24 protein-coding genes are annotated in these 25,920 nt (G+C 71.9%); 19 read left to right on the forward strand and 5 right to left on the reverse strand.

Translation table 11 applies throughout. The features are described from left to right. Positions 1-103 precede the first annotated feature (103 nt). Together clpB and OHT77_RS24325 are read left to right on the forward strand one after the other, a co-directional pair. Positions 104-2,701: an ATP-dependent chaperone ClpB gene (gene clpB / locus OHT77_RS24320; RefSeq protein WP_328830599.1), complete on the forward strand. Its 2,598-nt coding sequence runs from the start codon at positions 104-106 to the stop codon at positions 2,699-2,701. 125 nt (positions 2,702-2,826) lie between these two features. Next, complete coding sequence (locus OHT77_RS24325) at positions 2,827-3,360, forward strand: YbjN domain-containing protein (RefSeq protein ID WP_328830600.1); 534 nt, start codon at positions 2,827-2,829, stop codon at positions 3,358-3,360. A 110-nt stretch (positions 3,361-3,470) separates the two neighbouring features. Here the strand turns inward: OHT77_RS24325 and OHT77_RS24330 are convergent, their stop codons facing one another. Then, entirely contained in the window at positions 3,471-4,700 is a 1,230-nt protein-coding gene (locus OHT77_RS24330) for a pyridoxal phosphate-dependent aminotransferase (RefSeq protein ID WP_328830601.1), read from the reverse strand. A 129-nt stretch (positions 4,701-4,829) separates the two neighbouring features. Between OHT77_RS24330 and OHT77_RS24335 the strand changes: the two genes are divergently transcribed. The 11 genes from OHT77_RS24335 (at position 4,830) to kynU (ending at position 16,288) form a co-directional block, all read left to right on the forward strand. Next, entirely contained in the window at positions 4,830-5,129 is a 300-nt protein-coding gene (locus OHT77_RS24335) for a hypothetical protein (RefSeq protein WP_328830602.1), read from the forward strand. A gap of 1,103 nt (positions 5,130-6,232) precedes the next feature. Then, positions 6,233-6,769, forward strand: a complete 537-nt coding sequence (locus tag OHT77_RS24340) for a DUF2617 family protein (RefSeq protein WP_328830603.1) — start codon at positions 6,233-6,235, stop codon at positions 6,767-6,769. Between the two features lie 128 nt (positions 6,770-6,897). Further along, on the forward strand, positions 6,898-8,493 hold the full coding sequence (locus tag OHT77_RS24345; RefSeq protein ID WP_328830604.1) for a polyamine aminopropyltransferase: 1,596 nt from the start codon (positions 6,898-6,900) through the stop codon (positions 8,491-8,493). Positions 8,494-8,592: 99 nt separating this feature from the next. Further along, positions 8,593-9,486, forward strand: coding sequence for an SRPBCC family protein (locus OHT77_RS24350; RefSeq protein ID WP_328830605.1), 894 nt, complete (start codon positions 8,593-8,595; stop codon positions 9,484-9,486). Between the two features lie 44 nt (positions 9,487-9,530). Further along, complete coding sequence (locus OHT77_RS24355; protein ID WP_328830606.1) at positions 9,531-10,319, forward strand: aldose epimerase family protein; 789 nt, start codon at positions 9,531-9,533, stop codon at positions 10,317-10,319. A 10-nt stretch (positions 10,320-10,329) separates the two neighbouring features. Further along, positions 10,330-10,878: an orotate phosphoribosyltransferase gene (pyrE, locus tag OHT77_RS24360; protein WP_328830607.1), complete on the forward strand. Its 549-nt coding sequence runs from the start codon at positions 10,330-10,332 to the stop codon at positions 10,876-10,878. A gap of 174 nt (positions 10,879-11,052) precedes the next feature. Then, positions 11,053-12,084: a class II fructose-bisphosphate aldolase gene (gene fbaA / locus OHT77_RS24365; protein ID WP_328830608.1), complete on the forward strand. Its 1,032-nt coding sequence runs from the start codon at positions 11,053-11,055 to the stop codon at positions 12,082-12,084. A gap of 66 nt (positions 12,085-12,150) precedes the next feature. Continuing rightward, positions 12,151-13,620 (forward strand): MFS transporter, encoded by a 1,470-nt coding sequence (locus OHT77_RS24370; RefSeq protein ID WP_328830609.1) that lies wholly within the window; start codon positions 12,151-12,153, stop codon positions 13,618-13,620. 78 nt (positions 13,621-13,698) lie between these two features. Next, positions 13,699-14,112 (forward strand): DUF3151 domain-containing protein, encoded by a 414-nt coding sequence (locus tag OHT77_RS24375; protein ID WP_328830610.1) that lies wholly within the window; start codon positions 13,699-13,701, stop codon positions 14,110-14,112. A gap of 153 nt (positions 14,113-14,265) precedes the next feature. Further along, positions 14,266-15,105: a tryptophan 2,3-dioxygenase family protein gene (locus OHT77_RS24380; RefSeq protein WP_328830611.1), complete on the forward strand. Its 840-nt coding sequence runs from the start codon at positions 14,266-14,268 to the stop codon at positions 15,103-15,105. Then, positions 15,098-16,288, forward strand: a complete 1,191-nt coding sequence (kynU, locus tag OHT77_RS24385; protein WP_328830612.1) for a kynureninase — start codon at positions 15,098-15,100, stop codon at positions 16,286-16,288. The genes OHT77_RS24380 and kynU overlap by 8 nt, the downstream gene beginning before the upstream one ends. On the opposite strand, the gene OHT77_RS24390 is transcribed toward kynU, so the two are convergent. Next, positions 16,285-16,947, reverse strand: coding sequence for a TetR/AcrR family transcriptional regulator (locus OHT77_RS24390; protein WP_328830613.1), 663 nt, complete (start codon positions 16,945-16,947; stop codon positions 16,285-16,287). The two genes, kynU and OHT77_RS24390, sit on opposite strands and share 4 nt — an antisense overlap. Positions 16,948-17,177: 230 nt before the next feature. On the opposite strand from OHT77_RS24390, the gene OHT77_RS24395 reads away from it, so the two are divergent. From OHT77_RS24395 to OHT77_RS24410, 4 genes are all read left to right on the forward strand, one after another. Continuing rightward, the gene (locus tag OHT77_RS24395; RefSeq protein WP_328830614.1) at positions 17,178-18,110 is read left to right on the forward strand and encodes an alpha/beta hydrolase family protein; all 933 of its coding nucleotides are present in this window, start codon (positions 17,178-17,180) and stop codon (positions 18,108-18,110) included. Between the two features lie 121 nt (positions 18,111-18,231). Continuing rightward, positions 18,232-19,578, forward strand: coding sequence for a sensor histidine kinase (locus OHT77_RS24400; protein WP_420311398.1), 1,347 nt, complete (start codon positions 18,232-18,234; stop codon positions 19,576-19,578). Beyond that, on the forward strand, positions 19,575-20,243 hold the full coding sequence (locus OHT77_RS24405) for a response regulator transcription factor (RefSeq protein WP_328830615.1): 669 nt from the start codon (positions 19,575-19,577) through the stop codon (positions 20,241-20,243). The genes OHT77_RS24400 and OHT77_RS24405 overlap by 4 nt, the downstream gene beginning before the upstream one ends. Before the next feature lie 115 nt (positions 20,244-20,358). Next, positions 20,359-21,582 carry a cytochrome P450 gene (locus tag OHT77_RS24410; protein ID WP_328830616.1) on the forward strand — a complete coding sequence of 408 codons (1,224 nt, stop codon included), beginning with the start codon at positions 20,359-20,361 and terminating at the stop codon, positions 21,580-21,582. Positions 21,583-21,614: 32 nt separating this feature from the next. Here the strand turns inward: OHT77_RS24410 and OHT77_RS24415 are convergent, their stop codons facing one another. Further along, positions 21,615-22,169 (reverse strand): MarR family winged helix-turn-helix transcriptional regulator, encoded by a 555-nt coding sequence (locus tag OHT77_RS24415; protein WP_328830617.1) that lies wholly within the window; start codon positions 22,167-22,169, stop codon positions 21,615-21,617. 81 nt (positions 22,170-22,250) lie between these two features. Between OHT77_RS24415 and OHT77_RS24420 the strand changes: the two genes are divergently transcribed. Continuing rightward, positions 22,251-23,711, forward strand: coding sequence for an MFS transporter (locus tag OHT77_RS24420; RefSeq protein ID WP_328830618.1), 1,461 nt, complete (start codon positions 22,251-22,253; stop codon positions 23,709-23,711). 77 nt (positions 23,712-23,788) lie between these two features. Here the strand turns inward: OHT77_RS24420 and OHT77_RS24425 are convergent, their stop codons facing one another. Next, positions 23,789-24,280 carry a hypothetical protein gene (locus OHT77_RS24425; protein WP_328830619.1) on the reverse strand — a complete coding sequence of 164 codons (492 nt, stop codon included), beginning with the start codon at positions 24,278-24,280 and terminating at the stop codon, positions 23,789-23,791. 52 nt (positions 24,281-24,332) lie between these two features. Then, positions 24,333-25,016: a TetR/AcrR family transcriptional regulator gene (locus OHT77_RS24430; RefSeq protein ID WP_328830620.1), complete on the reverse strand. Its 684-nt coding sequence runs from the start codon at positions 25,014-25,016 to the stop codon at positions 24,333-24,335. Between the two features lie 160 nt (positions 25,017-25,176). On the opposite strand from OHT77_RS24430, the gene OHT77_RS24435 reads away from it, so the two are divergent. Beyond that, a complete protein-coding gene (locus OHT77_RS24435; protein WP_328830621.1) occupies positions 25,177-25,875 on the forward strand; it encodes an MBL fold metallo-hydrolase in 699 nt (232 codons plus the stop codon). Positions 25,876-25,920: the final 45 nt, after the last annotated feature.

The following is a 25,920-nucleotide window of genomic DNA, read 5'->3' on the forward strand; positions in this document are numbered from 1 at the left end:
CCTCCACTGCCTTGAGTGGAATAGACTCAACTTTGTGCACGTTGACCGTGTCATTCCGTGCACGAAGGTCGCACGCAGGTCGTAGGAGGAGGAGTACCGGAACGTGGACGCCGAGCTGACCAACAGGAGCCGGGACGCGATCAACGCGGCCAGCAACCGTGCCGTGACCGGGGGGCACGCGGACCTCACCCCGGCGCATCTGCTGCTCTCCCTGCTTGAGGGGCAGGACAACGAGAACATCACCGACCTGCTGGCCGCCGTCGACGCGGACCAGGCCGCCGTACGCTCCGGGGCCGAGCGGGTGCTCGGCGCGCTGCCCAGCGTGACCGGATCGACCGTCGCGCCCCCGCAGCCCAGCCGTGAGCTGCTCGCGGTGATCGCGGACGCGGGCGAGCGTGCCAAGGAACTCGGTGACGACTACCTTTCGACCGAGCACCTGCTCATCGGTATCGCCGCGAAGGGCGGGGCGGCCGGGGACGTACTCTCCCGGCAGGGCGCCGGTGCGAAGCAGTTGCTGGACGCGTTCCAGAAGAGCAGGGGAGGGCGCCGGGTGACCACACCCGACCCCGAGGGGCAGTACAAGGCGCTGGAGAAGTTCGGTACGGACTTCACGGCCGCCGCGCGCGAGGGCAAGCTCGACCCGGTCATCGGGCGGGACCAGGAGATCCGGCGGGTCGTCCAGGTGCTGTCCCGCCGTACGAAGAACAACCCGGTGCTGATCGGTGAGCCCGGCGTCGGCAAGACCGCCGTCGTCGAGGGGCTCGCGCAGCGGATCGTCAAGGGGGACGTGCCGGAGTCCCTGAAGAACAAGCGGCTGGTCTCGCTCGACCTGGGCGCGATGGTCGCGGGCGCGAAGTACCGCGGCGAGTTCGAGGAGCGGCTGAAGACCGTCCTCGCGGAGATCAAGGACTCCGACGGCCAGATCATCACCTTCATCGACGAACTCCACACCGTCGTGGGCGCGGGCGCCGGCGGCGACTCCTCGATGGACGCCGGCAACATGCTGAAGCCGATGCTGGCCCGCGGCGAACTCCGCATGGTCGGCGCGACCACCCTCGACGAGTACCGCGAACGCATCGAGAAGGACCCGGCGTTGGAGCGCCGCTTCCAGCAGGTGCTGGTCGCGGAGCCGAGCGTCGAGGACACCATCGCGATCCTGCGCGGCCTGAAGGGACGCTACGAAGCGCACCACAAGGTCGTCATCGCGGACAGCGCGCTGGTCGCCGCCGCGACCCTCTCCGACCGGTACATCACCTCCCGCTTCCTCCCCGACAAGGCGATCGACCTCGTCGACGAGGCGGCCTCCCGCCTCCGTATGGAGATCGACTCGTCCCCCGTCGAGATCGACGAACTCCAGCGCTCCGTCGACCGGTTGAAGATGGAGGAGCTGGCCCTCGACAAGGAGACGGACGCCGCCTCCATCGAGCGCCTGGAGAGGCTCCGCCGCGACCTCGCCGACCGCGAGGAAGAACTGCGCGGCCTCAACGCCCGCTGGGAGAAGGAGAAGCAGTCCCTCAACCGCGTCGGCGAGCTGAAGGAAAAGCTCGACGAACTCCGCGGCACGGCCGAACGCGCCCAGCGCGACGGCGACTTCGACACCGCGTCCAAGCTGCTCTACGGCGAAATCCCCTCCCTGGAGCGGGACTTGGAGGAGGCCTCCCAGGCGGAGGAGGAAGCTTCCAAGGACACGATGGTCAAGGAAGAGGTCGGCCCGGACGACATCGCGGACGTCGTCGGCTCCTGGACCGGCATCCCCGCAGGCCGTCTCCTGGAGGGCGAGACCCAGAAACTCCTGCGCATGGAGGAGGAGTTGGGCCGCAGGCTCATCGGCCAGCGCGAGGCGGTGGAGGCGGTCTCGGACGCCGTACGACGCACCCGCGCGGGCATCGCGGACCCGGACCGCCCCACCGGCTCGTTCCTCTTCCTCGGCCCGACGGGCGTGGGAAAGACGGAACTCGCCAAAGCCCTGGCGGACTTCCTCTTCGACGACGAGCGGGCCATGGTCCGCATCGACATGTCGGAGTACGGCGAGAAGCACAGCGTGGCCCGGCTGGTCGGCGCCCCGCCCGGCTACGTCGGCTACGAGGAGGGCGGCCAGCTCACCGAGGCGGTGCGCAGGCGGCCGTACTCGGTGATCCTGCTCGACGAGGTCGAGAAGGCGCACCCCGAGGTCTTCGACGTCCTGCTCCAGGTGCTCGACGACGGCCGCCTCACCGACGGCCAGGGCCGCACCGTCGACTTCCGCAACACGATCCTGATCCTCACGTCCAACCTCGGCAGCAACTTCCTGATCGACCCGGTCACCGGCGAGGACGAGAAGAAGGACCAGGTCCTCCAGGTGGTGAGGGCGTCCTTCAAGCCGGAGTTCCTGAACCGGCTGGACGACCTGGTCGTCTTCTCCGCCCTGAACCGCGAGGAGCTCGGCCGCATCGCCGCCCTCCAGATCGGCCGCCTGGCCAAGCGCCTGGCGGAACGCCGCCTCACCCTGGAGATCAGCGACGAGGCCCTGACCTGGCTCGCGGACAACGGCAACGACCCGGCGTACGGCGCGCGACCGCTCCGCCGCCTCGTCCAGACCGCGATCGGCGACCGCCTCGCCAAGGAGATCCTGGCGGGCGAGGTCAAGGACGGCGACACGGTCCGGGTCGACGCTTTCGGGGACGGCCTGATCGTGGGGCCGTCGACGGGGAAGACGCTGTAGGTGGCACCGTAGGGCCCTGGGCCGACCGGATCAGGTCAGCCCAGGGCGGACAGTCCCGGCAGGGGTTGCCACCCCCCTCCCCGGATGGGGGAGGATGGCGGAATCCGTACGAAGGGAAATACACGGTGAGCATCGACCCGTCCTCGATTCCGAACTTCGGGGGCCAGCCCGAGCCGAACCCCCAAGGACCGGCGGGCCCCGTCGTCCCGGATCAGGACCTTGTGAAGCAGCTCCTCGACCAGATGGAGCTGAAGTACGTCGTCGACGACGAGGGTGACCTCGCGGCGCCGTGGGAGCAGTTCCGTACGTATTTCATGTTCCGGGGCGAGGACGACCAGCTCGTCTTCTCGGTGCGGACGTTCTACGACCGCCCGCACGAGATCGACGCCAAGCCGCAGCTGCTGGAGTCCATCGACGACTGGAACCGCCGCACCCTGTGGCCCAAGGTCTACAGCCACACCCATGACGACGGCACCGTCCGTCTCATCGGTGAGGCGCAGATGCTGATCGGTACCGGCGTCGACCTGAACCACTTCGTGTCCTCGACGGTCAGCTGGGTGCGTGCCGCGATCGAGTTCGACCGCTGGCTCGTCGAGCAGCTCGGCCTCACCGAGGAAGTAGACGAGGCCGCTGAGAAGCCCGAGGACGACGAGGAGTAGTCCTCCAAGCCTCTCCTGGGTTCCGAACGACGTATGGCCTGCGCCCGTCCACAGCCTGTGGACGGGCGCAGGCCATTCTGCGTGGGCCCCAGCCGGCTTCTGCCTGGGCCTCAGCCGGCCAGCTTCTTCAGCCGGTCCACCGCCTCCTCCAGGACACTCACCTTCTTGCAGAACGCGAACCGGACGAAGGGCGCGCCCGCGTCCCGGTGGTCGTAGAAGACCGCGTTCGGGATGGCGACGACCCCGGCGAGCTCCGGGAGCGCGCGGCAGAAGGCGAAGCCGTCGCCGTTCCGGGACAGCTCCGGGCCGAGGGGGCGGATGTCGGTGGTGACGAAGTAGGTGCCGGCCGGGCTGAAGACCCCGAAGCCCGCCTCCGTGAGACCCGTCGCCAGGACGTCCCGCTTGGCCAGCATGTCCGCGCGGAACGCGTCGAAGTACGAGTCCGGGAGCGCGAGGGCCTCCGCGACCGCGTACTGGAACGGGCCCGACGCCACATACGTCAGGAACTGCTTCGCCGAGCGTACGGCGGTGACCAGCGGGGCCGCGGCCGTCACCCAGCCGACCTTCCACCCGGTGAACGAGAACGTCTTGCCCGCCGACCCGATCGACACCGTCCGCTCCCGCATCCCCGGGAAGGTGGCGAGCGGGATGTGCTCGGCGTCGTCGAAGACCAGATGTTCGTACACCTCGTCGGTGATCACCAACAGATCGCGTTCTACGGCGAGTTCGGCGATGGCGGCGAGTTCCTCGCGGGTGAGGACGGTGCCGGTGGGGTTGTGCGGGGTGTTGATCAGGAGCAGGCGGGTGCGGTCGGTGACGGCGGCGCGCAGCTCGTCCAGGTCGAGGCGGAAGTGCCGCTGGGCGACTCCGTCGCGGGGGGCCTCGGAGGGGCGCAGGGTGACCGGTACGCGGGTGCCGCCGGCCATGGCGATGCAGGCGGCGTAGGAGTCGTAGTACGGCTCCAGGGCGATGACCTCGTCGCCGGGCTCGACCAGGGCGAGCAGGGCCGCGGCGATGGCCTCCGTCGCGCCCGCCGTGACCAGGACCTCGGTGTCGGGGTCGTAGGAGAGGCCGTAGCGGCGCTGCTGGTGGGCGGTGATCGCGGTGCGGAGTGCGGGGACGCCGGGGCCGGGTGGGTACTGGTTGCCGCGTCCGTCGCGCAGGGCGCGCACCGCCGCCTCGCGGATCTCCTCGGGGCCGTCCGTGTCGGGGAAACCCTGGCCGAGGTTGATCGAACCGGTCTTCAGGGCGAGGGCGGACATCTCGGCGAAGATCGTGGTCCCGAACTCGGCGAGCCGGCGGTTGAGGAGGGGGCGCGCGGTGGAGGTCATGGCCGTCATCCTGCGCCCAAGCTCTGGAGTTCCTCAACTCTGCTTTGGCGGCGGAGACGGCCGGGCATCTCTGCTTCACGCACCAACCGAGGCGCCCACGGGGGGCCGCTTCGGGGGAATCGGAAGGAGGGTGGGGCCATGTTCTTCGGCATCATCCTGGCGGTCATCGCAGTGGCTTTCGTAGGCGCGGTCGTCCGCGCCGGGCGCAAGGACAAACTCAGCAAGGGATCGGGCCGGCGGTCGGGCCTCACCGGCGGCAGCGCGGCCGGTTCGACCAGCTGGTGGGCAGGGGACGGCGGTTCGTCGTCCTCGGGCGGCGGCGGCCACCACGGAGGCGGCCACCACTCCTGCGGCGGCGGCCACTCGTCCTGCGGCGGAGGCTCCTCCTGCGGCGGAGGCTCGTCCTGCGGGGGCGGCGGCTGCGGCGGGGGGAACTGAACGGCGGGGGGCGACTTGGCCTCGCGGGGCGGGTCGGGCGGGGTGACTGGCCTCGCGGGGCGTGTCGGGCGGGGGCGGTTGAGCGCCGCGGGGCTTCTCGTGCGGGCGGTTGAGCACCGCGAGCCGTCTCGGGTGAGGTGATTAAGCACCGGGACGGTGTCGGTTGGGGGGGTGATCGGGCGCCGCGAAAGGCATCGGGCGGGGTGACTGCGGCACCGCGCCGGGTGTCTAGCGCGGCGCCCGAGCATGTGCCGGATGCCGGGCGGGGGGTGACTTCCCACCGAGAAAGAGATCGAGCGCCGGCGACTCCGGCACCGCGACGGTGTCGCGCGGGGGTGACCGGGCGCCGCGAAGCACATCGGGTGTGGTGACTCGGCACCCCGACGGGAGGCGTGGGGCGACCGCGCGGCGCGAAAGGCGTCAGGCGGGGTGACTGCGGCACTGCACCAGGTGTCGAGCGCGGCGCCCAAGCACTGCGCCAGATGTCGGGCGGGGTCGGCTGCGCACCCCTAATGACAGCCGACGGCAAGGGCGCAACCGCCCCCGCCCAAAGACGTCGAGCCGCGGAGGCACTGCCCCCTAGGCATCGGACTGCGGAGGCAACCGCACCCCGAAGACATCGGGCCGCAGAGACAACCGTCCCTCCAGGGCATCGCGCCGGGGAGGCGACCCCACTCCCCAACACCCCGCCCAACCACCCCCACCCCCAACACACCACCCCGCCAACACCCACCCCGCCCCCGAAAACATATCGAAAGCTATCGAAAAGCGTCAGCCGGAAGGCCCCGCCCTCTCAGAACGCCGCCCGCGGCGCCCGCTCCGGCGTGCGCCTGACACGGCTGGGCGTACGCCTTGGTTGAACAGTTGAGCTGTGCAGCCCCCTGAGGGATGGAAACCCCACGAAGTTGGGTAAAAACGCTGTGGTGGCGCCATCGCTCATGATTCCCTCTAATACATCAACGCAGCCCCAACGCAGCCCCTCGGACGCCTGCAGGCACCTTCTCCTGACTGGGCTGACGGGCTGGCCGGGCCCCTCTCCCGGTGTCGAACGGGGTGTGCCGGACCCCACTCCTCCCCTTTTTGCGTGCTAGCGGAGCCGATCCATGCTCACGACCCTGAAGACCTCCTACACCGATACGCGCGCGGCCGACCTCGCCTGGACCCTGGGGCGCGAGCCGCTGCCCGCCCTGGCCACGCTCGATCTCGAACTGGCCGGTGCGACGCTCCAGTTGAGACTGCTCGGCGCATCCCACCAGGTACTCCTGGACGAGGAGCGGGGCAGCTGTTCGGAGACGGTCGCGTGCATCCCGGGTTCCAGCACACCGCTGCCGCTCGGCGTGGCCAAACGGGTCGGCGACTGGGAGTACGAGTTCGCGGCCCGGGTCGAGGTGCTGTCCCCGGGACAGTTCGCGGGCCGCGCCCAGGAACTGCTGGCCCTCGTCGCCGACCACCCGAACGGCCTCGCCGGGGTCTTCCCCGGCAGCCCCCACGCCTTCACCGCGATGCTCGCCCAGCGGTACGAGGGCCAGGTGCACTGGCGCACCTGGCACGCCTATCCGCAGGACGGCCAACTGGTCGCCACCCGGACCCGGGTGGGGGTACGGGTGCCGGTCGGGCACGCGATGCCGTCGCCCGTATGAAACGTCATGAATGCCCATGAAACCTCGTGGGCCCGGGTCGGATCGCCGACACCGACCCGGGGCGCTGTAAACACATTCCACACGTGTGGGTGACGAAGCGTGCCCATCATGTGACGTAACGTCGCAGCGTGATCGAACCGCACGCCCCGGCCCGTCCGGGCACCCAGCCACCGTGGGAAGGCCCCGCGCGGCTGCCCGTGCGGCCGGGCACGGGCCGGTTCCTGGTGCTCGCGGGCGTCTTCGTCTGCGCGGCCTGCGGACTCGTGTACGAACTCGAACTGGTCGCCCTCGCCTCGTACCTGATCGGCGACTCGGTCACCCAGGCCTCCGTCGTCCTCTCGGTGATGGTCTTCGCGATGGGCATCGGCTCCCTCGCGGCGAAGCGCCTGCGCTGGCACGCGGCGGCCGGTTTCGGCGCGGTCGAGGCGGCCCTCGCGCTGATCGGCGGCTGCAGCGCGATGGCGTTGTACGCGGTCTTCGCCTGGACCGGGAACTGGGGCGGCCTGTGGGCCCAGGGCCCGCGCTGCCTCCTGGTCGCCTTCTCCCTCGCCATCGGGCTGCTGATCGGCGCCGAGGTCCCGCTCCTCATGGAGCTGATCCAGCGCATCCGCCGCCAGGACGCGGGCGGCGCGGTCGCGGACCTGTTCGCGGCGGACTACGTGGGCGCGCTGGTCGGCGGCCTGGCCTTCCCGTTCCTCCTGCTGCCCTTCCTGGGCCAGCTGACCGGCACCCTCCTCACCGGCACGGTCAACGTGGTCGCCGGCGGCTCCCTGGTCCTCGGCCTGTTCCGCCGCGACCTCACCCGCCGGGGCCGCTGGCTCCTGGTCATCACCAACCTCACCGTCCTCGGCCTGCTCGCCTCGGCCGCCGTCCTGGTCGACGACTTCGAACGGGCCGCACGGCACGCGATCTACGGCAAGGACGTCCGCGTCGCGCTCCAGACCGACATCCAGGAGGTCGTCCTCACCGGCGGCGACCACGGCCGCCCCCTCGACCTCTTCCTCGACGGCCGCCTGCGGGTCAGCGGACGCGACGAGCACCGCTACCACGAGGCCCTCGTGGGCCCGGCGATGAACGGCCCCCACGCGCGCGTGCTCGTCCTCGGCGGCGGTGACGGCCTCGCCGCCGCCGAGGTGCTGCGCCATGGGGGCGTGCGCCGCGTCGACATCGTCGAACTCGACGCGGGCGTCGTCCGGTTGGCCCGCCACGACCCCGCCCTCTCCGCCCTCAACGACCACGTCTACGACGACCCGCGCGTCCACGTCACCACGGGCGACGCCTTCGACCGCCTGCGCGCGGTCCGCCCCGGCACGTACGACGTGGTCGTCGCCGACCTCCCCGACCCCGGCATCACCGCCAGCACGAAGCTGTACTCCCAGGAGTTCTACGGCCTCGCCCGCCGCGCCCTCACGGACCGGGGCCGGCTGGTGGTGCACGCGGGTCCGGTCACGTCCCGGCCCCACGTCTTCTGGACGGTGGTCTCCACGATCCGCGCCGCAGGCCTCCACCCCGTCCCGTACCGCGTCGGCGGCCGCGCCTCGGGCTACGCGGCCGGCCCCGACCGTACGACCGGCACGTCCCGGGCGCCGGGCGACTGGGGGTTCGTACTGGCGGCCCGGGGAGCGGCACCCGCGGAACCGGGCCTTGAGAGCGAGGAGCGCGCGGCGGAACGGACCCGGGTGCCGGGGCTGGCGGCTTCCACGTTGGTGCATCCGCGGTACTGAGGCCACGGGGGCGGCTTTTTTCAGCGCGGGCCCCAACACGGCCGTACTTAAGGGCAACGACAGGTGCACCTCCGGACAACCTGGGTAGGCTCGGCAAGCATGGAGCATGAGGTGCACGTTCCGGTTCCGCCCGCCCGGCTGCGGGCCGCACTCACCGACCCCGCGAGGATCGCCCGCGCGGTCCCCGGCCTCCAGCAGGACGCCGGCACCGAACCCGTCGCCGGCCGCCTGAAGGTCCGCGTCGGCAGCCACTCCATCACCTACCGGGGTGCGCTGCGCGTCTCCGTGCAGGACGACGGTTCGTACGCCATGGAGGGCGACGCGACGGAGACCCGCGGCACCGGCTCCGTCAAACTCGCCCTCACCCTGCGCGTCCGCGAGGCGGGCGACGGCTCCACCGTCACCTTCGACGGCACGGCGACGGCGGACGGCCGTATCACCGAACTGGCCCCGGACGCGGTCAGGTCGGCGACGACGAGGCTGCTTGACCGGTTCGCGGAGAACCTCGGGGCGGACGTGGAGGAGCAGCAGCCGGAACAGCCCGAACAGCCCGAACCCCCCGCCCCCGCGCCCGAGTTCGGGACAGCGGAAGCCGCCGAGCCCGACGAGCCCCATGCCGTCGAAGCGCGGGACGACCTCGAAGCGGCCGATGACGTCGACGACCTCGACGACCCCGATGACATCGACGGAATCCCCGAGATCGCCGACACCGTCGCCGGCATCGGGGACATCGGCGGCCTGGACGACCCGCATGTCTCCGAGAACTTCGGCGACAGCCCCGCTCCCCCCGCCGAAGCCGCGCACGCGCGCCGCACGATGATCGGCCGCAGCGCGGAGGAGGTCGATCACGCGCCTCCGCGCGGCCGTTACGCCCCCGTGCCCGCCCCGCAGAGCGTCTCGTCGAGTGCCACGCTCCGCTGGGCCGCTCCCGCCGCCGCGCTGGTCGTGGCGTCGGCGATCGTGGTCAACAGGGTGCTGCGCAAACGCCGTTGACGGGTCGCCGTCCGCCCTCTTGATCCGCCCAGTAGGGTCGTGCCGTGAGTAACGAAGAGATCACGCTGACCGCGGGCGACGCGGAAGTGACGGTGCAGCCGGGCAACGGCGGCCGTATCGGAGGACTGCGGATCGGCGGCACCGAACTCCTGCGCCAGGGCGAGCGGTTCGGGTGTTTCCCGATGGTCCCCTGGTGCGGGCGGATCCGCGACGGCCGCTTCCTGGACGGCGGGACCGTCCACCAGATGCCCCTCAACTCCCCGCCGCACGCCATCCACGGCACCGTCCGCGACGGCGCCTGGCGCACCGCCCGCCGCACGGCCGACGAGACGGTCATCACGTACGACCTGGTCGAGCCGTGGCCCTTCCCCGGCCGGGTCACCCAGGCCGTCGCGCTGACCGGCGACGCCCTGACGGTCACGATGGCGGTGGAGGCGCACGGGGACTCGTTCCCGGCGCAGATCGGCTGGCACCCGTGGTTCCACCGCAACCTCGGCGGCGAGGACGTGACCGTCGACTTCGCCCCGGCCTGGCAGGAGGAGCGCGGCGACGACCACCTCCCCACCGGCAAGCGCGTCGACCGGAAACCCGGCCCCTGGGACGACTGCTTCGGCATGCCGGGCGGTGTCGACGTCACGCTGACCTGGCCGGGCCAGCTGGAGCTGAAGGTGACGAGCCCGGAGGAGTGGGTCGTCGTCTACGACGAGCAGGAGGCCGCCGTGTGCGTGGAACCGCAGACCGGCCCGCCGAACGGCCTCAACACCCTGCCCCGGCTGGTCACCCCGATCGAGCCGCTGGAAGCCACGATGACCTGGACTTGGACGCGCCTTTAAGCTGACAGGCATGACGGACGTACGCGGCGTGGTGCTGCAGCAGATCAAGGACAAGGCCGTGGTGCACGGCAAGGTGACCCTGTCGTCGGGGCTGGAGGCCGACTACTACATCGACCTCCGCCGTGTGACCCTCGACGGCGAGGCCGCCCCGCTCGTCGGGCAGGTGCTGCTGGACCTGACCGCGGACCTCGACTTCGACGCGGTCGGCGGGCTGACCATGGGCGCCGACCCGGTCGCCACGTCGATGCTGCACGCCGCCGCCGCGCGCGGCCGGAAGCTGGACGCCTTCGTCGTGCGCAAGGCCGCGAAGGCGCACGGCATGCAGCGTCAGGTCGAGGGCCCGGAGATCAAGGGCCGCCGGGTCCTGGTCGTCGAGGACACCTCCACCACCGGCGACTCCCCGCTCACCGCCGTCGAGGCCGTGCGCGCGGCCGGTGCCGAGGTCGTCGCCGTCGCGACCATCGTGGACCGGGCGACCGGCGCCGCCGAGAAGATCGAGCAGGGCGCGGGAGTGCCGTACCTCTTCGCCTACTCCAAGGACGAACTGGGCCTGGACTGAGGCCCACCGCCCCCGCGTCCGCCCGGGTCATCCACAGGGCGAGACGGCAGGGGCCACCATCCGGCCGGGTCTGGAAAGATGGGGCCGACGATGACGTCGCACCCAAGGTCTAGGTCAGGGCCGTAGCACGCAGATCGCGAAGATCGCCCACCCGCACATACAAGGAGCGGACAGATGCCCATCGCAACCCCCGAGGTCTACAACGAGATGCTCGACCGGGCGAAGGCAGGCAAGTTCGCCTACCCGGCCATCAATGTGACCTCGACCCAGACCCTGCACGCTGCGCTGCGCGGCTTCGCGGAGGCCGAGAGCGACGGCATCGTCCAGATCTCCACGGGTGGCGCGGAGTTCCTGGGCGGCCAGTACGCCAAGGAGATGGTCACGGGTTCCGTGGCCCTGGCCGAGTTCGCGCACATCGTCGCCGAGAAGTACCCGGTCACGGTCGCGCTGCACACCGACCACTGCCCCAAGGACAAGCTCGACGGCTACGTCCGTCCGCTGCTCGCCGTCTCCGAGGAGCGCGTGAAGGCCGGCGGCAACCCGCTGTTCCAGTCGCACATGTGGGACGGCTCGGCGGAGACCCTCGCCGACAACCTCGCCATCGCGCAGGAGCTGCTGGCCCGCGCCGCCGCCGCGAAGATCATCCTCGAGGTGGAGATCACCCCGACCGGCGGCGAGGAGGACGGCGTCTCGCACGAGATCAACGACTCGCTCTACACCACGGTCGACGACGCGATCCGTACGGTCGAGGCGCTCGGCCTCGGCGAGAAGGGCCGCTACCTGCTGGCCGCGTCGTTCGGCAACGTGCACGGCGTGTACAAGCCGGGCAACGTCGTCCTGCGCCCCGAGCTGCTCAAGGAGCTGAACGAGGGCGTGGCCGCGAAGTACGGCCAGCCGGCCGGCAGCAAGCCGTTCAACTTCGTCTTCCACGGCGGCTCCGGCTCCACCCCGGAGGAGATCGCCACCGCGCTGGAGAACGGCGTCGTGAAGATGAACCTCGACACCGACACCCAGTACGCGTTCACCCGCCCGATCGCGGACCACATGTTCCGCAACTACGACGGCGTCCTGAAGGTCGACGGCGAGGTCGGCTCCAAGAAGACCTACGACCCGCGCACCTGGGGCAAGCTCGCCGAGGCGTCGATGGCGGCCCGCGTCACCGAGGCGTGCGCGAACCTGCGCTCCACGGGCACGAAGATCAAGTAACCCGCACCGCATCACGGGCCCGGCGCTGTCTGTCTACGGCGCCGGGCTCGCTGTATACCTAGGGGCATGTCCGACGTCCGGCTCGCCTCGCCCCAGGGCAAGTGGATCCTGCTGACCACGGTCCTCGGCTCCAGCATGGCCATGGTGGACTCCACCGTCGTCAATGTCGCCCTGCCCCGCATCGGCCGGGATCTCGACGCCGACCTGGCCGCCCTGCAGTGGACGGTCAACGCGTACATGCTCACGCTGGCCGGTCTGATCCTCCTCGGCGGCTCCCTCGGCGACCGCTACGGCCGCCGCAAGATCTTCGTCCTGGGCGTGGTGTGGTTCGCGGCGGCCTCGCTGCTGTGCGGCCTGGCGCCCAACGTGGGCGTCCTGGTCGCCGCCCGCGCGCTCCAGGGCATCGGCGGCGCACTCCTCACCCCGGGCTCCCTCGCGCTCATCCAGGCCTCCTTCCACCCCGACGACCGGGCCAAGGCGGTCGGCCTGTGGTCCGGGTTCGGCGGCATCGGCGCGGCGGTCGGTCCGTTCCTGGGCGGCTGGCTGGTGGACGGGCCCGGCTGGCGCTGGGTGTTCCTGATCAACGTCCCCATGGCCCTCATCTGCGCCCCCATCGCCGTACGGCACGTCCCCGAGTCCGCGGACGGCCGTCAGCACGGCCGCTTCGACGTGCTCGGCGCGGCCCTCGGCGCGGTGGCGCTCGCGCTCGTGACGTACGCGCTGATCGAGGCGGGCGACGGTTCGCTCGTCGTCGTGGTCCTGACCGCCGTCGCGGGCGTGGCGGCGGGTGTCGCCTTCGTCCACGTCGAGAAGCGCAGCCCCGATCCGATGATGCCGCCGGACATCTTCGGCTCGCGCCAGTTCACGGCGGTCAACCTCGTCACCCTCTGCGTGTACGCGGCCTTCGGCGGCTTCTTCTTCCTGACCGCGCTCCAACTCCAGGTCGTGGCGGGCTACTCGGCGCTCCAGGCAGGCACCGCCCTGCTCCCGACGACCGCCCTGATGCTCCTGTTCTCGGCCCGCTCCGGCGAACTGGCCCAGCGGATCGGCCCCCGCATCCCCCTCACGGTCGGGCCATTGCTGTGCGCGGCGGCGATGCTGATGATGCTCCGCGTCGGCCAGGACGCCTCGTATCTCGCGGACGTGGTACCGGCGCTGCTGGTGATGGGCACCGGCATGGTCACCCTGGTGGCCCCGCTCACGGCGACCGTCCTCGCCTCCGTCGACACCGCCCGCGCGGGCCTGGCCAGCGGCATCAACAACGCGGCGGCCCGCGCGGCCGGCCTCATCGCGATCGCCGCGCTGCCGCTGCTCGCCGGGATGGGCCCGGAGGCGTACCGCTCGGCCCCGGCGTTCGACCACGCCTTCGACCGGGCGATGCTGTGGTGCGCGGGCGTCCTGGTGGCCGGCTCGGTCCTGGCCTTCGCGACCGTACGGCGCCCCGCCCCCGACTGCCGTCGCCCCGAGTGCCTCACCCACGGCTGGGTCACCGCCCCGCCGCTGGAGCCCCGGGTGGGGAAGGGGCCCCTCGAATAGCGGCTCGCCGCCGTGCGGCGCCGGGCTGCCGGGACCGGGATGCCGGGCAATCGCCGCCGCTGGGGGAGACTGGAACCCATGACGATTCACGAGAACCTCCTCGGGGGACCGCCCCCGACCCACCTCCCCGAAGACCCGGGCCCGCGCGACCTCCTCGCGGGCGGTACGGCGCCCGCCGATGTCGCCGCGAAGTACCCGACCTCCTCGCTCGCCTGGGCCCGGCTGGCCGACGACGCGTACGAGCGGGGAAGCGTCGTGGAGTCGTACGCCTACGCGCGTACCGGCTACCACCGCGGCCTGGACTCCCTGCGGCGCAACGGCTGGAAGGGCCACGGCCCGGTGCCCTGGGAGCACGAGCCGAACCGCGGCTTCCTGCGCGCCCTGCACGCGCTCGCCCGCGCCGCGCAGGCGATCGGGGAGCAGGAGGAGTACGCGCGCTGCTCGCAGTTCCTGAAGGACTCCTCGCCCACGGCGGCCCAGACGCTCGGCTAGTCCGGGGACTCTGGTGCAGGTCCGCCTGGTGTGACCAGGCGGACCTTGCGGTCTCGGGGGACGATTGTGGAGGATGCCCGGTGGGGACCGGGGCCCCCGTGTCGGTAACGGCAGGGGCGGACCGCTACCCGGAGTACGCATCAGGAGACAGCGATGTCCCAACCGGCTCAGGAAATCCAGGAGCCCGAGGCCCCGCATCTCGACTTCCAGGGGACCACCCCCTACGAGGACTACGTCCAGGCCGACGTCCTCACCCACCTCCAGCACACCCGCTCCGACGACCCCGGCGAGATGGTCTTCCTGGTCACCACCCAGGTCATGGAGCTGTGGTTCACCGTCATCGTCCACGAGTGGGAGACCGCCGCGCGGGCCCTGCGCGAGGACCGGGTGCCGGTCGCGGTCGACGCGCTGAAGCGTTCCGTACGGGAGCTCGACGCGCTCAACGCGTCCTGGCGGCCCCTCGGACAGCTCACCCCGGCCCAGTTCAACTCCTACCGCTCCGCCCTCGGCGAGGGCTCCGGCTTCCAGTCCGCGATGTACCGCCGGATGGAGTTCCTGCTCGGCGAGAAGTCCGCGTCCATGCTCGTCCCGCACCGGGGCGCGCCGCGCGTGCACGCCGAGCTGGAGAAGGCCCTGCACGAACCGAGCCTCTACGACGAGGTGTTGAGGCTCCTCGACCGGCGCGGGCACGCGGTCCCCGAGGCCGTGCTGACGCGTGACGTGACGCTGCGGTACGAGCCGTCGGAGGAGGTCGAGGCGGTGTGGACCGCCCTCTACTCCGGGGACGCCGACGACGAACTCGCCCGGCTCGGCGAGGCGTTGACGGATGTCGCCGAGCTGGTGTGGCGATGGCGCAACGACCACCTCGTCGCCACCCGGCGCGCGATGGGCGCGAAGACCGGGACGGGCGGCTCCGCCGGGGTGGCCTGGCTGGAGAAGCGCGCGCAGAAGAACGTGTTCCCGGAGCTGTGGACGGCGCGGTCCCATGTCTGAACTCGCCGCCGAAGCAGAGAAATTGGACGCCGCCGACGAACTGGCGGGCGTACGCGCGCAGTTCGTTCTCGACGACGTTGTCTATCTCGACGGGAACTCGCTCGGCGCGCTGCCGGCCGGTGTCCCCGGCCGGGTCGAGGACGTCGTCCGGCGTCAGTGGGGCGAGCTGCGCATCCGCTCCTGGGACGAGAGCGGCTGGTGGACCGCGCCGGAGCGGATCGGCGACCGGATCGCCCCGCTGGTCGGGGCGGCGGCCGGGCAGATCGTCGTCGGCGACTCCACAAGTGTCAACGTCTTCAAGGCACTTGTGGGCGCCGTGCGGCTCGCGGGGGAGGGGCGGGACGAGATCGTCGTCGACGCCACGACCTTCCCCACCGACGGGTACATCGCCGAGTCGGCGGCCCGGATGACCGGCTGCACCCTGCGGCCGGTGACCCCGGCGGAGGTGCCGGGCGCGCTCGGCGACCGGACGGCGGCAGTGCTCCTCAACCACGTCGACTACCGCACCGGCCGCCTGCACGACCTGCCCGCGCTGACGGCCGCCGTGCACGCGGCCGGTGCCGTGGTCGTCTGGGACCTGTGCCACAGCGCCGGCGCCCTGCCGGTCGGGCTCGACGAGCACGGGGTCGATCTCGCCGTCGGCTGCACCTACAAGTACCTGAACGGCGGCCCTGGTTCACCCGCGTACCTGTATGTGCGCCGGTCGCTGCAGGACCGCTTCGACTCCCCGCTCCCCGGCTGGAACTCGCACGCCGAACCCTTCGGCATGCGACCGGCCTACGAACCGGCGGCGGGCGCGGTGCGCGGCCGCGTCGGCACCCCGGACATCCTGTCCATGCTCGCCCTCGAAGCGGCCCTGGAGGTGTGGGACGGCGACGGCGTCTCGATCGGGGCGGTGCGCGCCAAGTCCCTCGCCCTGTCGGACTTCTTCCTCAGGTGCGTGGAGTCGTACATCCCCGCCGGGCGGGTGGAGTCGGTGACCCCGGCGGCCCACGCGGAGCGCGGCAGCCAGGTCGCGCTGCGCTGCCCGGACGCCGGGGACGTGATGAAGCGGCTCATCGAGCGGGGCGTGGTCGGCGACTTCCGGCACCCGGACGTGCTGCGGTTCGGATTCACGCCGCTGTACGTCGGGTTCGCGGACGTGGAGCGGGCGGCGCGGGTGCTGGGAGACGTGGTCCGCTAGCGGCTGGGCTTCGTGACGTACACCCCTGCCACGGCGGCGGCCCACGCGGCGCGCGCCGCGCGCTCCGCGGCGGGGGCGTCCGGGGCGGTCCCGGTGGTCAGCAGCTCGTAGTAGAGGGGCGCCGACACGGCCCGTACGACCTGGGAGGGATCGGTGTCGGCGGGCAACTCCCCGCGCGCCAGGCCCTGTTCGACACAGGGCGCCCACTCGGCGACCCGTACCTCGTAGAAGTGGCGCAGGGCGTCGGCCGTACGGTCGTCGCAGGTCGCGGCGGCGATGACGGCGCGGAACAGGGCGCCCTGCCGGGGGTCGGCGAGGGTGCGCTGCACCAGCAGGGCGTTGGCGCGCAGGTCCCCGAGCAGCGAGCCGGTCTCCTCGCGGGGCAGTGACTGCTCGGCCATGTCGACGAGGAGGTCGGCGACCAGCGCGGTCACCGAACCCCACCGCCGGTACACCGTCGTCTTGCCGACCCCCGCCCGCCGGGCGACGTCCGAGAGGTCGAGCCGGTCGACGCCCTGCTCGGCCAGCACGTCACCCGCGGCCCGCAGCACCGCCGTACGCACGCGTGCGGTACGGCCGCCGGGGCGCAGGGTGCCGGGTTCGGGGCCGGTTTCCGGACCGGGTTCGGGGCCGGGTTCGGGGCCGGGCTCGGCGGACATGGGGTCTCCTTGCAGTGCCAGTGGGGTGCCGTGGGGGTGCCGATGAAGTGCGGTGACGGGCACGGCGTCAGCGTAACGAAACAGGAGAACCGTTTAATCCTCACCCAGCGTGACATCCGCGTGTCCGCGCACGTCACCGGCCTGGTAGCGTCCCGCCCACGGCCGCAATCTTCTCCAGGTCCGTCACATCCGAACCATCCAAGTCCGTTTCACCGCTGAGAGGTTGGAGCATGCCGGACGACGCCGCCGCACGTGCCGCCGCACGTGCCGCCGCAGAAGAGGAGTCGGCCTTCTCGCACCCCGAGGTCGACCCCGACTCCACCGCCGCGTACGGCGACCACCCCGACCAGGTGATCGACTTCTACGTCCCGCGCGGCGAACGCATGCCGGGCGAGGCCGCACCCCTGGTCGTAGTACTGCACGGGGGCGCGTGGCGCGCCCCGTACGACCGCAGGCACATGACCCCGTTCGCGGACTTCCTGGCCCGGCGCGGCTTCGCGGTGGCCAGCGTGGAGTACCGGCGGGGACCGGCGATCCCTGCGGAGGGCGCCTCGATCCCGGCGCAGGGCGGCTCGGCCGAGGACGCTGCCGGGGGCCCCGTCGCGGGCCGCTGGCCCGACACCTTCGACGACGTCGCCGCGGCGCTGGACGCGCTCCCCGCACTCGTACGGGAGGCGCTGCCCCAGGCCGACCCGCGCCGCACGGTGCTCACCGGGCACTCGGCGGGCGGCCACCTCGCCCTGTGGGCGGCGGCCCGGCACGTCCTCCCGAAGGACGCCCCCTGGCACACCGCCGCCCCCGCCCCCCTGCGCGGCGTCGTCGCCCTCGCCCCGATCGCCGACTTCACCGTCGCCGAGAAACTGTCCGTGTGCGGCGGAGCGGCGGCCCAACTCCTCGGCGGCCCGGCCAAGTTCGCCGAACGCCTCCCGTACGCCGACCCCTCCCTCCTCCTCCCCACCGGCATCGCCACCACCCTCGTCCAGGGCCGCGCCGACCTCGACGTCCCCCAGGCGGTCGCCGAGTCCTACGCGGACGCGGCAGCCAAGTCCGGCGAGGTCGTGGGCCTCACGCTCCTCGAGGACGTCGGCCACTTCCCCCTCATCGACCCGGCGGCGGACGCGTGCGCGGTGGTGGCGGAGGAGATCGCCCAGCTCGCCTGGTGAACGGGCGGCGAGGAGCGTCGTCCGGGCGCTCCGGTCACGGCCGTAGTACTTGAGACGGACGGCCCAGGACCCTTCTCACAGGTGACGACGGCCACCCGCCCCGCCGCCTACCGTTTCGAACGTGACCGAGACGACCCAGCAGATGCCACCAGGCGCCGCCACCAAGCCGCGCAGCCCGGAGTTCAGGCTGGCCGTGGACGCCCTGCGCGGGCTGCGGCAGGAGCTGTTCCACCACGACGCCTTCGCCTACCGCCCGTTGCCCCACTCCACCGCCGACGGCCCGCTGACCCGGCGCCTGAAGGGGCGGGCGCGGGAGTACGCGGCCTGGACCCCGCACGCCCTGATCCTCGCGGCCGGTCTGCTCGCGATGCTCATCGCCTCGCAGGACGGGATCCGCGGCGCGGGCAGCAACACGGTCCTCGGCCTGCTCGCCCTGGCGCCGGTGCTGCTGACCATGGTGCGGCCGGTCGGCGCGTTCTGGCTGTCCATGGCCGCGACGCCGATCGCGAGCGCCCTGGCGACGGAGTGGGACGACTCGTGGCCGTGGCTGGGGGGCAGCTTCGCCTGCCATCTGTTCGTGCTGACGATCGTGGCCATCCGCACCCGGCCGCGCACGGCCGCCTGGATGTGGGCGCTGACAGCGGGCTACGGCTTCGTCGCCGGCAACGTCGTCGGCGGCCACGCCTTCCCCTCGGACACTCCGCAGATGCTGTTCGCCTCCGCGCTGGCCCTGCTCGGCGTCGCCGTCTGGCAGATACGCAGGGAGGCCCGGCAGGAGGTGACCGCGCAGCAGACGGTGACGGCCCACGAGCGGTCCCGCCGCACCTTGCTCGAGGAGCGCACGACGATCGCCCGCGAGCTGCACGACGTGGTCGCTCACCACATGTCGGTGGTCGCCATCCAGGCGGAGGCCGCGCCCTACCGCGTGGAGAACCCGCCGCCGGAGCTGGAGCGCGCGTTCGTCACCATCCGGGAGAACGCGGTGGCGGCCCTGACCGAGCTGCGCCGGGTCCTGGGCGTGGTCCGCGCGGAGGACTACGAGGCGCCGGACGCCCCGCAGCCCACCCTCGCCGACATGGACGCGCTGCTCGCCAATGTGCGTGACGCGGGCCTGAGCGTCGACAAGGCGGTGACGGGCGCGGTGCGTGAACTCCCGCAGGGCGTCGAGCTGTCGGCGTACCGGATAGTGCAGGAGGCGCTCAGCAACACCCTGCGGCACGCGCCCGGCGCGAGTGCCCGCGTGGAGATCGGTTACGTACTGGGCGGGTTGGGCCTGCGGATAGTCAACGGCCCGATGCCCGAGCCCGGTCTGGTGAAGCCCTCGCCCGGCGCGGGGCACGGTATCACCGGGATGCGCGAGCGGGTCTCCATGCTGAACGGCGAGATGACGGCGGCCCCGGCGGACGACGGCGGCTACGAGGTGACGGTGTTCCTGCCGGTCCCGAGTGCGAGTGGGGGGGACGCATGACCATCCGCGTGCTGATCGCGGACGACCAGATGATGGTGCGCGAGGGCTTCTCGGTCCTGTTGGGCGCGATGCCGGACATCGAGGTGGTCGGCGAGGCGGTGAACGGACGCGACGCGGTGGAGCGCGTACGCGAACTGGCCCCGGACGTGGTCCTGATGGACATCCGCATGCCGGAGCTGAACGGCATCGAGGCGACCCGGGAGATCGTCGCGGCGGACGGCGCGGCGAAGGTGCTGGTGCTCACCACGTTCGACCTCGACGAGTACGTGTACCAGGCGCTGCGGGCGGGCGCCTCCGGCTTCCTCCTCAAGGACGCCTCCGCACGTCAACTGGCCGACGGGGTGAGGGTGGTGGCGGCAGGCGAGGCCCTGCTCGCCCCCTCGGTCACCAGCCGGCTGATCACGGAGTTCTCGAAGCTGGCCGACTCGCCCCGCGTGATGCCGGCCGCGGCGCAGGGGACGTACGGGGAGCTGACCGAGCGGGAGACGGAGGTGCTGGTCCTCATCGCGCAGGGGTTGTCGAACGGGGAGATCGCCGAGCGGCTGGTGGTCGCCGAGTCGACGATCAAGACCCACGTCAGCCGCGTCCTGGTGAAGCTGGGCCTCCGGGACCGGACCCAGGCGGCGGTGTTCGCGTACGAGGCGAGGCTGGTGAGGCCGGGGTGAGCCCGGGTTCCGGCGCGGTGAGCCCGGGCTCCAGTGGCCGCTCGGGACGTCCAGGCGGCGCACACCGCTGAAGACACCCCTGGTCAGAAGCTCGTCCAGGAGTTAGCGTCCGTTCATGGCAGCTGCTGACGACCTCGCCTTCGACCCCTGGGACCCGGCGTTCGTGTCCGACCCGTACCCCGCCTACGCCGAACTGCGGGAGCGCGGCCGGGTCACGTACTACGAGCCGACCGACCAGTGGCTCGTCCCCCGCCACGCTGACGTCTCGGCGCTGCTGCGCGACCGCCGCCTCGGCCGCACCTACCAACACCGCTTCACCCACGAGGACTTCGGCCGGACGGCACCCCCGCCCGAGCACGAGTCCTTCCACACCCTCAACGACCACGGCATGCTCGACCTGGAGCCCCCGGACCACACCCGTATCCGCCGTCTGGTCTCGAAGGCGTTCACGCCGCGCACGGTCGAGCAACTGAAGCCGTACGTCAGCCAGTTGGCGGGCGAGCTGGTGGACGGTCTGGTGGCGAAGGGCGGCGGCGACCTGTTGACGGACGTGGCGGAGCCCCTCCCCGTCGCGGTGATCGCGGAGATGCTGGGCATCCCGGAGTCGGACCGTGCCCCGCTGCGCCCGTGGTCGGCGGACATCTGCGGGATGTACGAGCTGAGCCCGTCGGAGGAGACGGCGGCGAAGGCGGTCCGGGCGTCGGACGAGTTCTCCGCGTATCTGCGCGAGTTGATCGCGGCCCGCCGCAAGAACCCGGGCGACGACCTCATCTCCGGCATGATCGCGGCCCATGACGAGGACGACGTCCGTCTCACCGAGCAGGAGCTGATCTCCACCGCCGTACTCCTGCTGAACGCGGGCCACGAGGCGACGGTGAACTCCACGGTGAACGGCTGGTGGGCCCTGTTCCGCAACCCGGACCAGTTGGCGGCCCTCCGCGCGGACCACTCCCTGATCCCGTCCGCCGTCGAGGAGCTGATGCGCTACGACACCCCGCTCCAGCTCTTCGAGCGCTGGGTGCTGGACGAGATCGAGATCGACGGTACGACGATCCCGCGCGGCGCGGAGATCGCGATGCTCTTCGGCTCCGCGAACCACGACCCGGCCGTCTTCGCCGCCCCAGACCGCCTGGACCTCACCCGCACGGACAACCCGCACATCAGCTTCAGCGCGGGCATCCACTACTGCATCGGCGCACCCCTGGCCCGTATCGAACTGGCCGCGTCCATGGGGGCGTTGCTGGAGAAGGCCCCGACGCTACGCCTCGCGGCGGAGCCGGAGCGGAAGCCGAACTTCGTGATCCGGGGCCTGGAGGGGCTGAGCGTCGAGGTCGGGTGAGGACCCCTCGTGGGGACCGGGCCGGGTCGGGCCTACGACGCCGCTCCGCCGCGGGGCCCCGGTGACTGGCGTCCGCCCGTCCGGGTCGGGTGGGCGGCGGGCGTCTTCCGCAGCCGTTCGACGTGCTCCTGCTGGATGTCGCGGGTGAACGTGAGGTAGTCGATGACCAGTTCCAGCTGGTCGGGGGTGTAGCGGGCGCGCACCCGCCCCCCGGCGTCGTCGAGGAACGACGCGATCAGGCCGTAGGCACGCCGGGACGCCTCCGGGGTGATGCGGATCAGCGTCTTGCGCCGGTCGCTGGGGTGCGGGGCGCGGGTGAGGTAGGCGAGTTTCTCCAGCCGGTCGAGCATCGTGGTGACGCTCCCGGTGGTCAGGCCCAGCTGCCGGCTCAGCTCGCGCGGGGTGGTCTCCTCCACCGCGATGAGGATCTCCAGGCAGCGCAGATCGGTCTCGTTGACGCCCATCAGCCGGGCCAGTTCGCGGTCGAAGTCGTCGACGGCGCTCTGGTAGCCCTGCACGGCGGCACCCAGCCGCGCCTCGACCGAGTCCGGTCCGTCGCCCACCGCCGAATCCGTTCCGCTTGACATTCGAGGTATCTCTCCTCATCGTGGTTATTGTCTTGAAAGCCAAGATACATGAGAGTCAAGCTGAACTGAGGGGTAGACGCCATGTCGTCCAGCACGACCGACACGAGGAACCTATCCGCTGACGCCGGCAGCGGGCCGGTGCCCTATCCACGGCGGTGGGCCGCGGCGTTCGTGATGATCCTCGCGGCGCTGCTGGACATGATCGACGGATCGATCGTGAACACCGCGCTGCCGTCCATCGGCAAGGGCCTGCGGGCCACCCCCGCCGACCTCCAGTGGACGGTGTCGGCGTACATGCTCGGCTTCGCCGCCACGCTGATCATCGCCGGGCACCTGGGCGACCGCTACGGCCGCAAGACCCTGTTCCTGTCCGGCGTCACCGCGTTCGCGCTGACGAGTCTGGCCAGCGCGCTGGCGACCTCGGCCGGGGTGCTCGTCGCCTCCCGAGGCCTCCAGGGCGTGGCCGCGGCCGTGATCATGCCGCAGATCCTCGCCTCCTTCCGCACGATGTTCGACGGCGAGGAACGCGGCAAGGCGTTCGCCCTGTACGGCGCGATCGCGGGCGTCTCCACCGCCGTGGGCGTGCTGCTCGGCGGGGTGCTGACCGACTGGGACCTGTTCGGCTGGGGCTGGCGCACGATCTTCGTCATCAACCTCCCGCTGGCGGCCGTGGTCCTGGTCCTCGGCGCCCGGTGGATCCCGGCGTCCAGGGACCGCGCCTTCAGCGGCCGGATCGACCTGCCCGGTAACGTGGTCCTCGCGGCTGGCCTGGTCGCGATCGTGCTGCCGCTGGTCCAGGGCCGCTCCAACGGCTGGCCGCTGTGGGGCTGGCTCTGTCTGGCCGCGGGCGTGGCCGCGATCGCCGCGCTGACGCTCTCGGAGAAGCGCCGAGGCCTCGAACACCCCCTGCTCCCCACGGACTTGTTCAAGAAGCCCGCCTTCGGCGCCGGCCTCCTCATCCAACTCCTCTTCTACGGCGGCATGTCCGGCTTCATGCTCGTCTTCACCATCTGGCTGCAGTCCGGCCAGGGCTACACCCCCACGCAGGCAGGCCTGTTGATGGTCGCGTTCAGCGCGGGCGCCATCCTCGCCGCCCCGGCGGTCGACCCGCTGGTCGCCCGACTCGGGCGTACCGTACTGGTCTTGGGTGCCCTGGTGATGGCGGGCGGCCTGTTCTGGGTACGTCACGAGGTTCAGCACTCGGCCCGACTCCACACGGGCGCCTGGCCGTTGGTCCCGGGCCTCGTCCTGGCCGGGGTCGGCCTCATCTTCCTGGTCATCCCGCTGGTCAACACGATCCTGAGCACCGTCCCGAGCGACCTCGCGGGCGGCGCCTCCGGAATCCTTTCCACCGCCCAGCAGTTCGGCGGAGCGCTCGGCGTCGCCGTCATCGGCACCGCGTTCTTCTCCCACACCGCCACGGGCCTCACCCCCGCCCTGACCAAGGCGGCCCCGTGGGCGATCGCGGCCTACGTCCTGTGCGCGGCGCTGTGCCTGGCACTGCCCCGCAGGGCGGTGGACAACGAGCCCGGGACCACCTGAGCTGCACTTGCTCAGCAGCCGTGGCCGCCCACACCTTCACCGAGGCGACCACCTGCCCGCCGGTCGCCGGTCCCCGGTCAGTCGCGCGCGGCGCCCTCGGGCCAGAGGATTTTCACGGGTACGTCGTGCCGCCGCGCGTAGGCGACGACGTCGGCGGTGCCGCCGTGGCCGCGGGAGGGGTGGCCGTCCCAGACGGCGAGGAGTTCGTCGACCTGGTCCACGAGGAGTTCGCTGCCCGCCATGTAGGCGTCGGGGCCCGAGGCGTCGAGTCCGGTGCGGTGGACCCGCGTGGCCCGGGAGAGGAGGTCGTCGTAGGCGGGGTGGTGCCAGGTGGGCAGGGCGGCGCGGTACTGCCGGGCGGGCAGGGCGACTTCGAGTCGGCCGTCGTGGGCGAGGACGGCCCGGGCGAACCAGACGTCGGGACCGTCGGCGAGACAACTGACGCCCACCAGGCCCGCGTTGCCGATGCCGGTACCGGCGTATGACGTGACCGCCGCCTCGATGAGCGCGCGCACCTTCCGCTCGACCTCGCCGGACAGTCCGCGGTGACCGGTGATCCACACTCTCATGAGGTGACAACTCCTCCTGGGGAAGGGCGAGTTGGGGCGTCGCGCGGGAACGTCATGCGGTCGTGGGCCCGGGCGGGAAGGCGAGGCGGCTGATGATCTCGTCCTCCAGTGGGCCGGGGGGCGGCCACGGGAAGCGGGGAATCCGGGCGCGGAGCATGATGAGGCCGTGCAGGGCCGCCCAGAGGGCGGTCGCCGTGGTGAAGGGGTCCTCCGCACGGGACGTGCCGTCGTGCATCGCGTCGGCGACGTCGCGCAGGAGTATCGAGAACGCCTCGGCGGGCGCGAGCCGGCTCGCCACGGTCTCGCCGACGATGGGCGCGAGGTGGTGCACCGCCTGGTCGACGCGTTCTTCCGTGGTGCTGTGGCCCCTGGGGCGCGGCCGGGAGAACAACAGGGCGTAGAGCTCGGGCCGTTCGGCGCCGAAGGCGAGGTAGGCGCGGCAGTCGGCCAGGAGTCGTTCACGCGCGCCGTCCGCTTCCGCCCGGGCGGTCTCCAGCTGACGCACCAGCAGGGAGCGGGTCTCGGTGACCACGGCCTCCACGATCTGGTCGGGCGTGTCGAAATGCGCGTAGATCGACGGTGGCGCGATGCCGACCTTGCGGGCGATCGCCCGCAGGGTCACCGCGCTGTCCGTTCCGGTCTCGATCAGCAGCTCGCGTGCTGCGGTCAGGATCTCGTCGCGGAGCTGCCCTCCCTGGCCTCGGGGGTTGCGTCGCCGTGCTGCGGGTGGAGCCATGACGATGACTTTACAGCCGTAAGTTCCCATGCTCTACTTACGGCCGTAAGGTTACATGGGTAGCGCGACAGAGGATGGTCATGGACGTTTCCGTTCGTATATCCACAGCCGACGGCCGCACGGCCGCCGGTGCCGGCGCCGAGGCCTCGCGGTGCAGCGCATGAGCGCCACGACCGTCACCCCGCTCTCCATGGGCAACAGCAACGCCTACCTCCTCCGTGGTGAGCAGGCCGTCCTCGTGGACGCGGGCGGACCGGAGGACGGCGACCGCCTCCGCGACGCGCTGTCCGCGCAGGGTCTGCGGCCTCGCGACATCGCCCTGGTCCTCCTGACCCACGGCCACAACGACCACAGCGGTACGGCCGCCTCGTTCGCGGAGGCCGGCGTGCCGATCGCGGTCGGCCTGGGGGACGAACACCTCCTGCGCACCGGACGCATCGGTGCCCTCCCGGTCAGTCATCCCGCCGGCGCCCTGCTGAAGCCCATGGTCCTGCGCGCGAAGGCCCAGCCGGTCGAGGCCGACATCCTGGTCGAGGACACGTTCGACCTGAGTCCCTACGGCGTCGACGCGCACGCCGAGCGGTTCGGCGGCCACACCCCCGGGTCGCTCGTCGTCCGCGTCGGCGACGACACCCTCGTCGGCGACCTGGTCCGCGGTGGCGTGCTGCGCCCCCGGAGCCCGAAGCGCCACTTCTTCACCGAGGACGCCGCCGGAGTGCGCAGGGCGCTCATGACCGCACTCGACCGCCGCCCGCAGCGCCTGCTCCCCGGCCACGGCGGCCCCCTCGACGCGGACGAGACCCGCCGACGCCTCGACAAGGTCGCTCCGGTGACCGATCGGCCCGCGGCATCCGGCTGAGGGGCCGCCCGTCCCGGCCGACCGGAATCCCGCTGGTCCGGCCCC

The organism is Streptomyces sp. NBC_00252 (assembly GCF_036187565.1).
Lineage (GTDB): Bacteria > Actinomycetota > Actinomycetes > Streptomycetales > Streptomycetaceae > Streptomyces.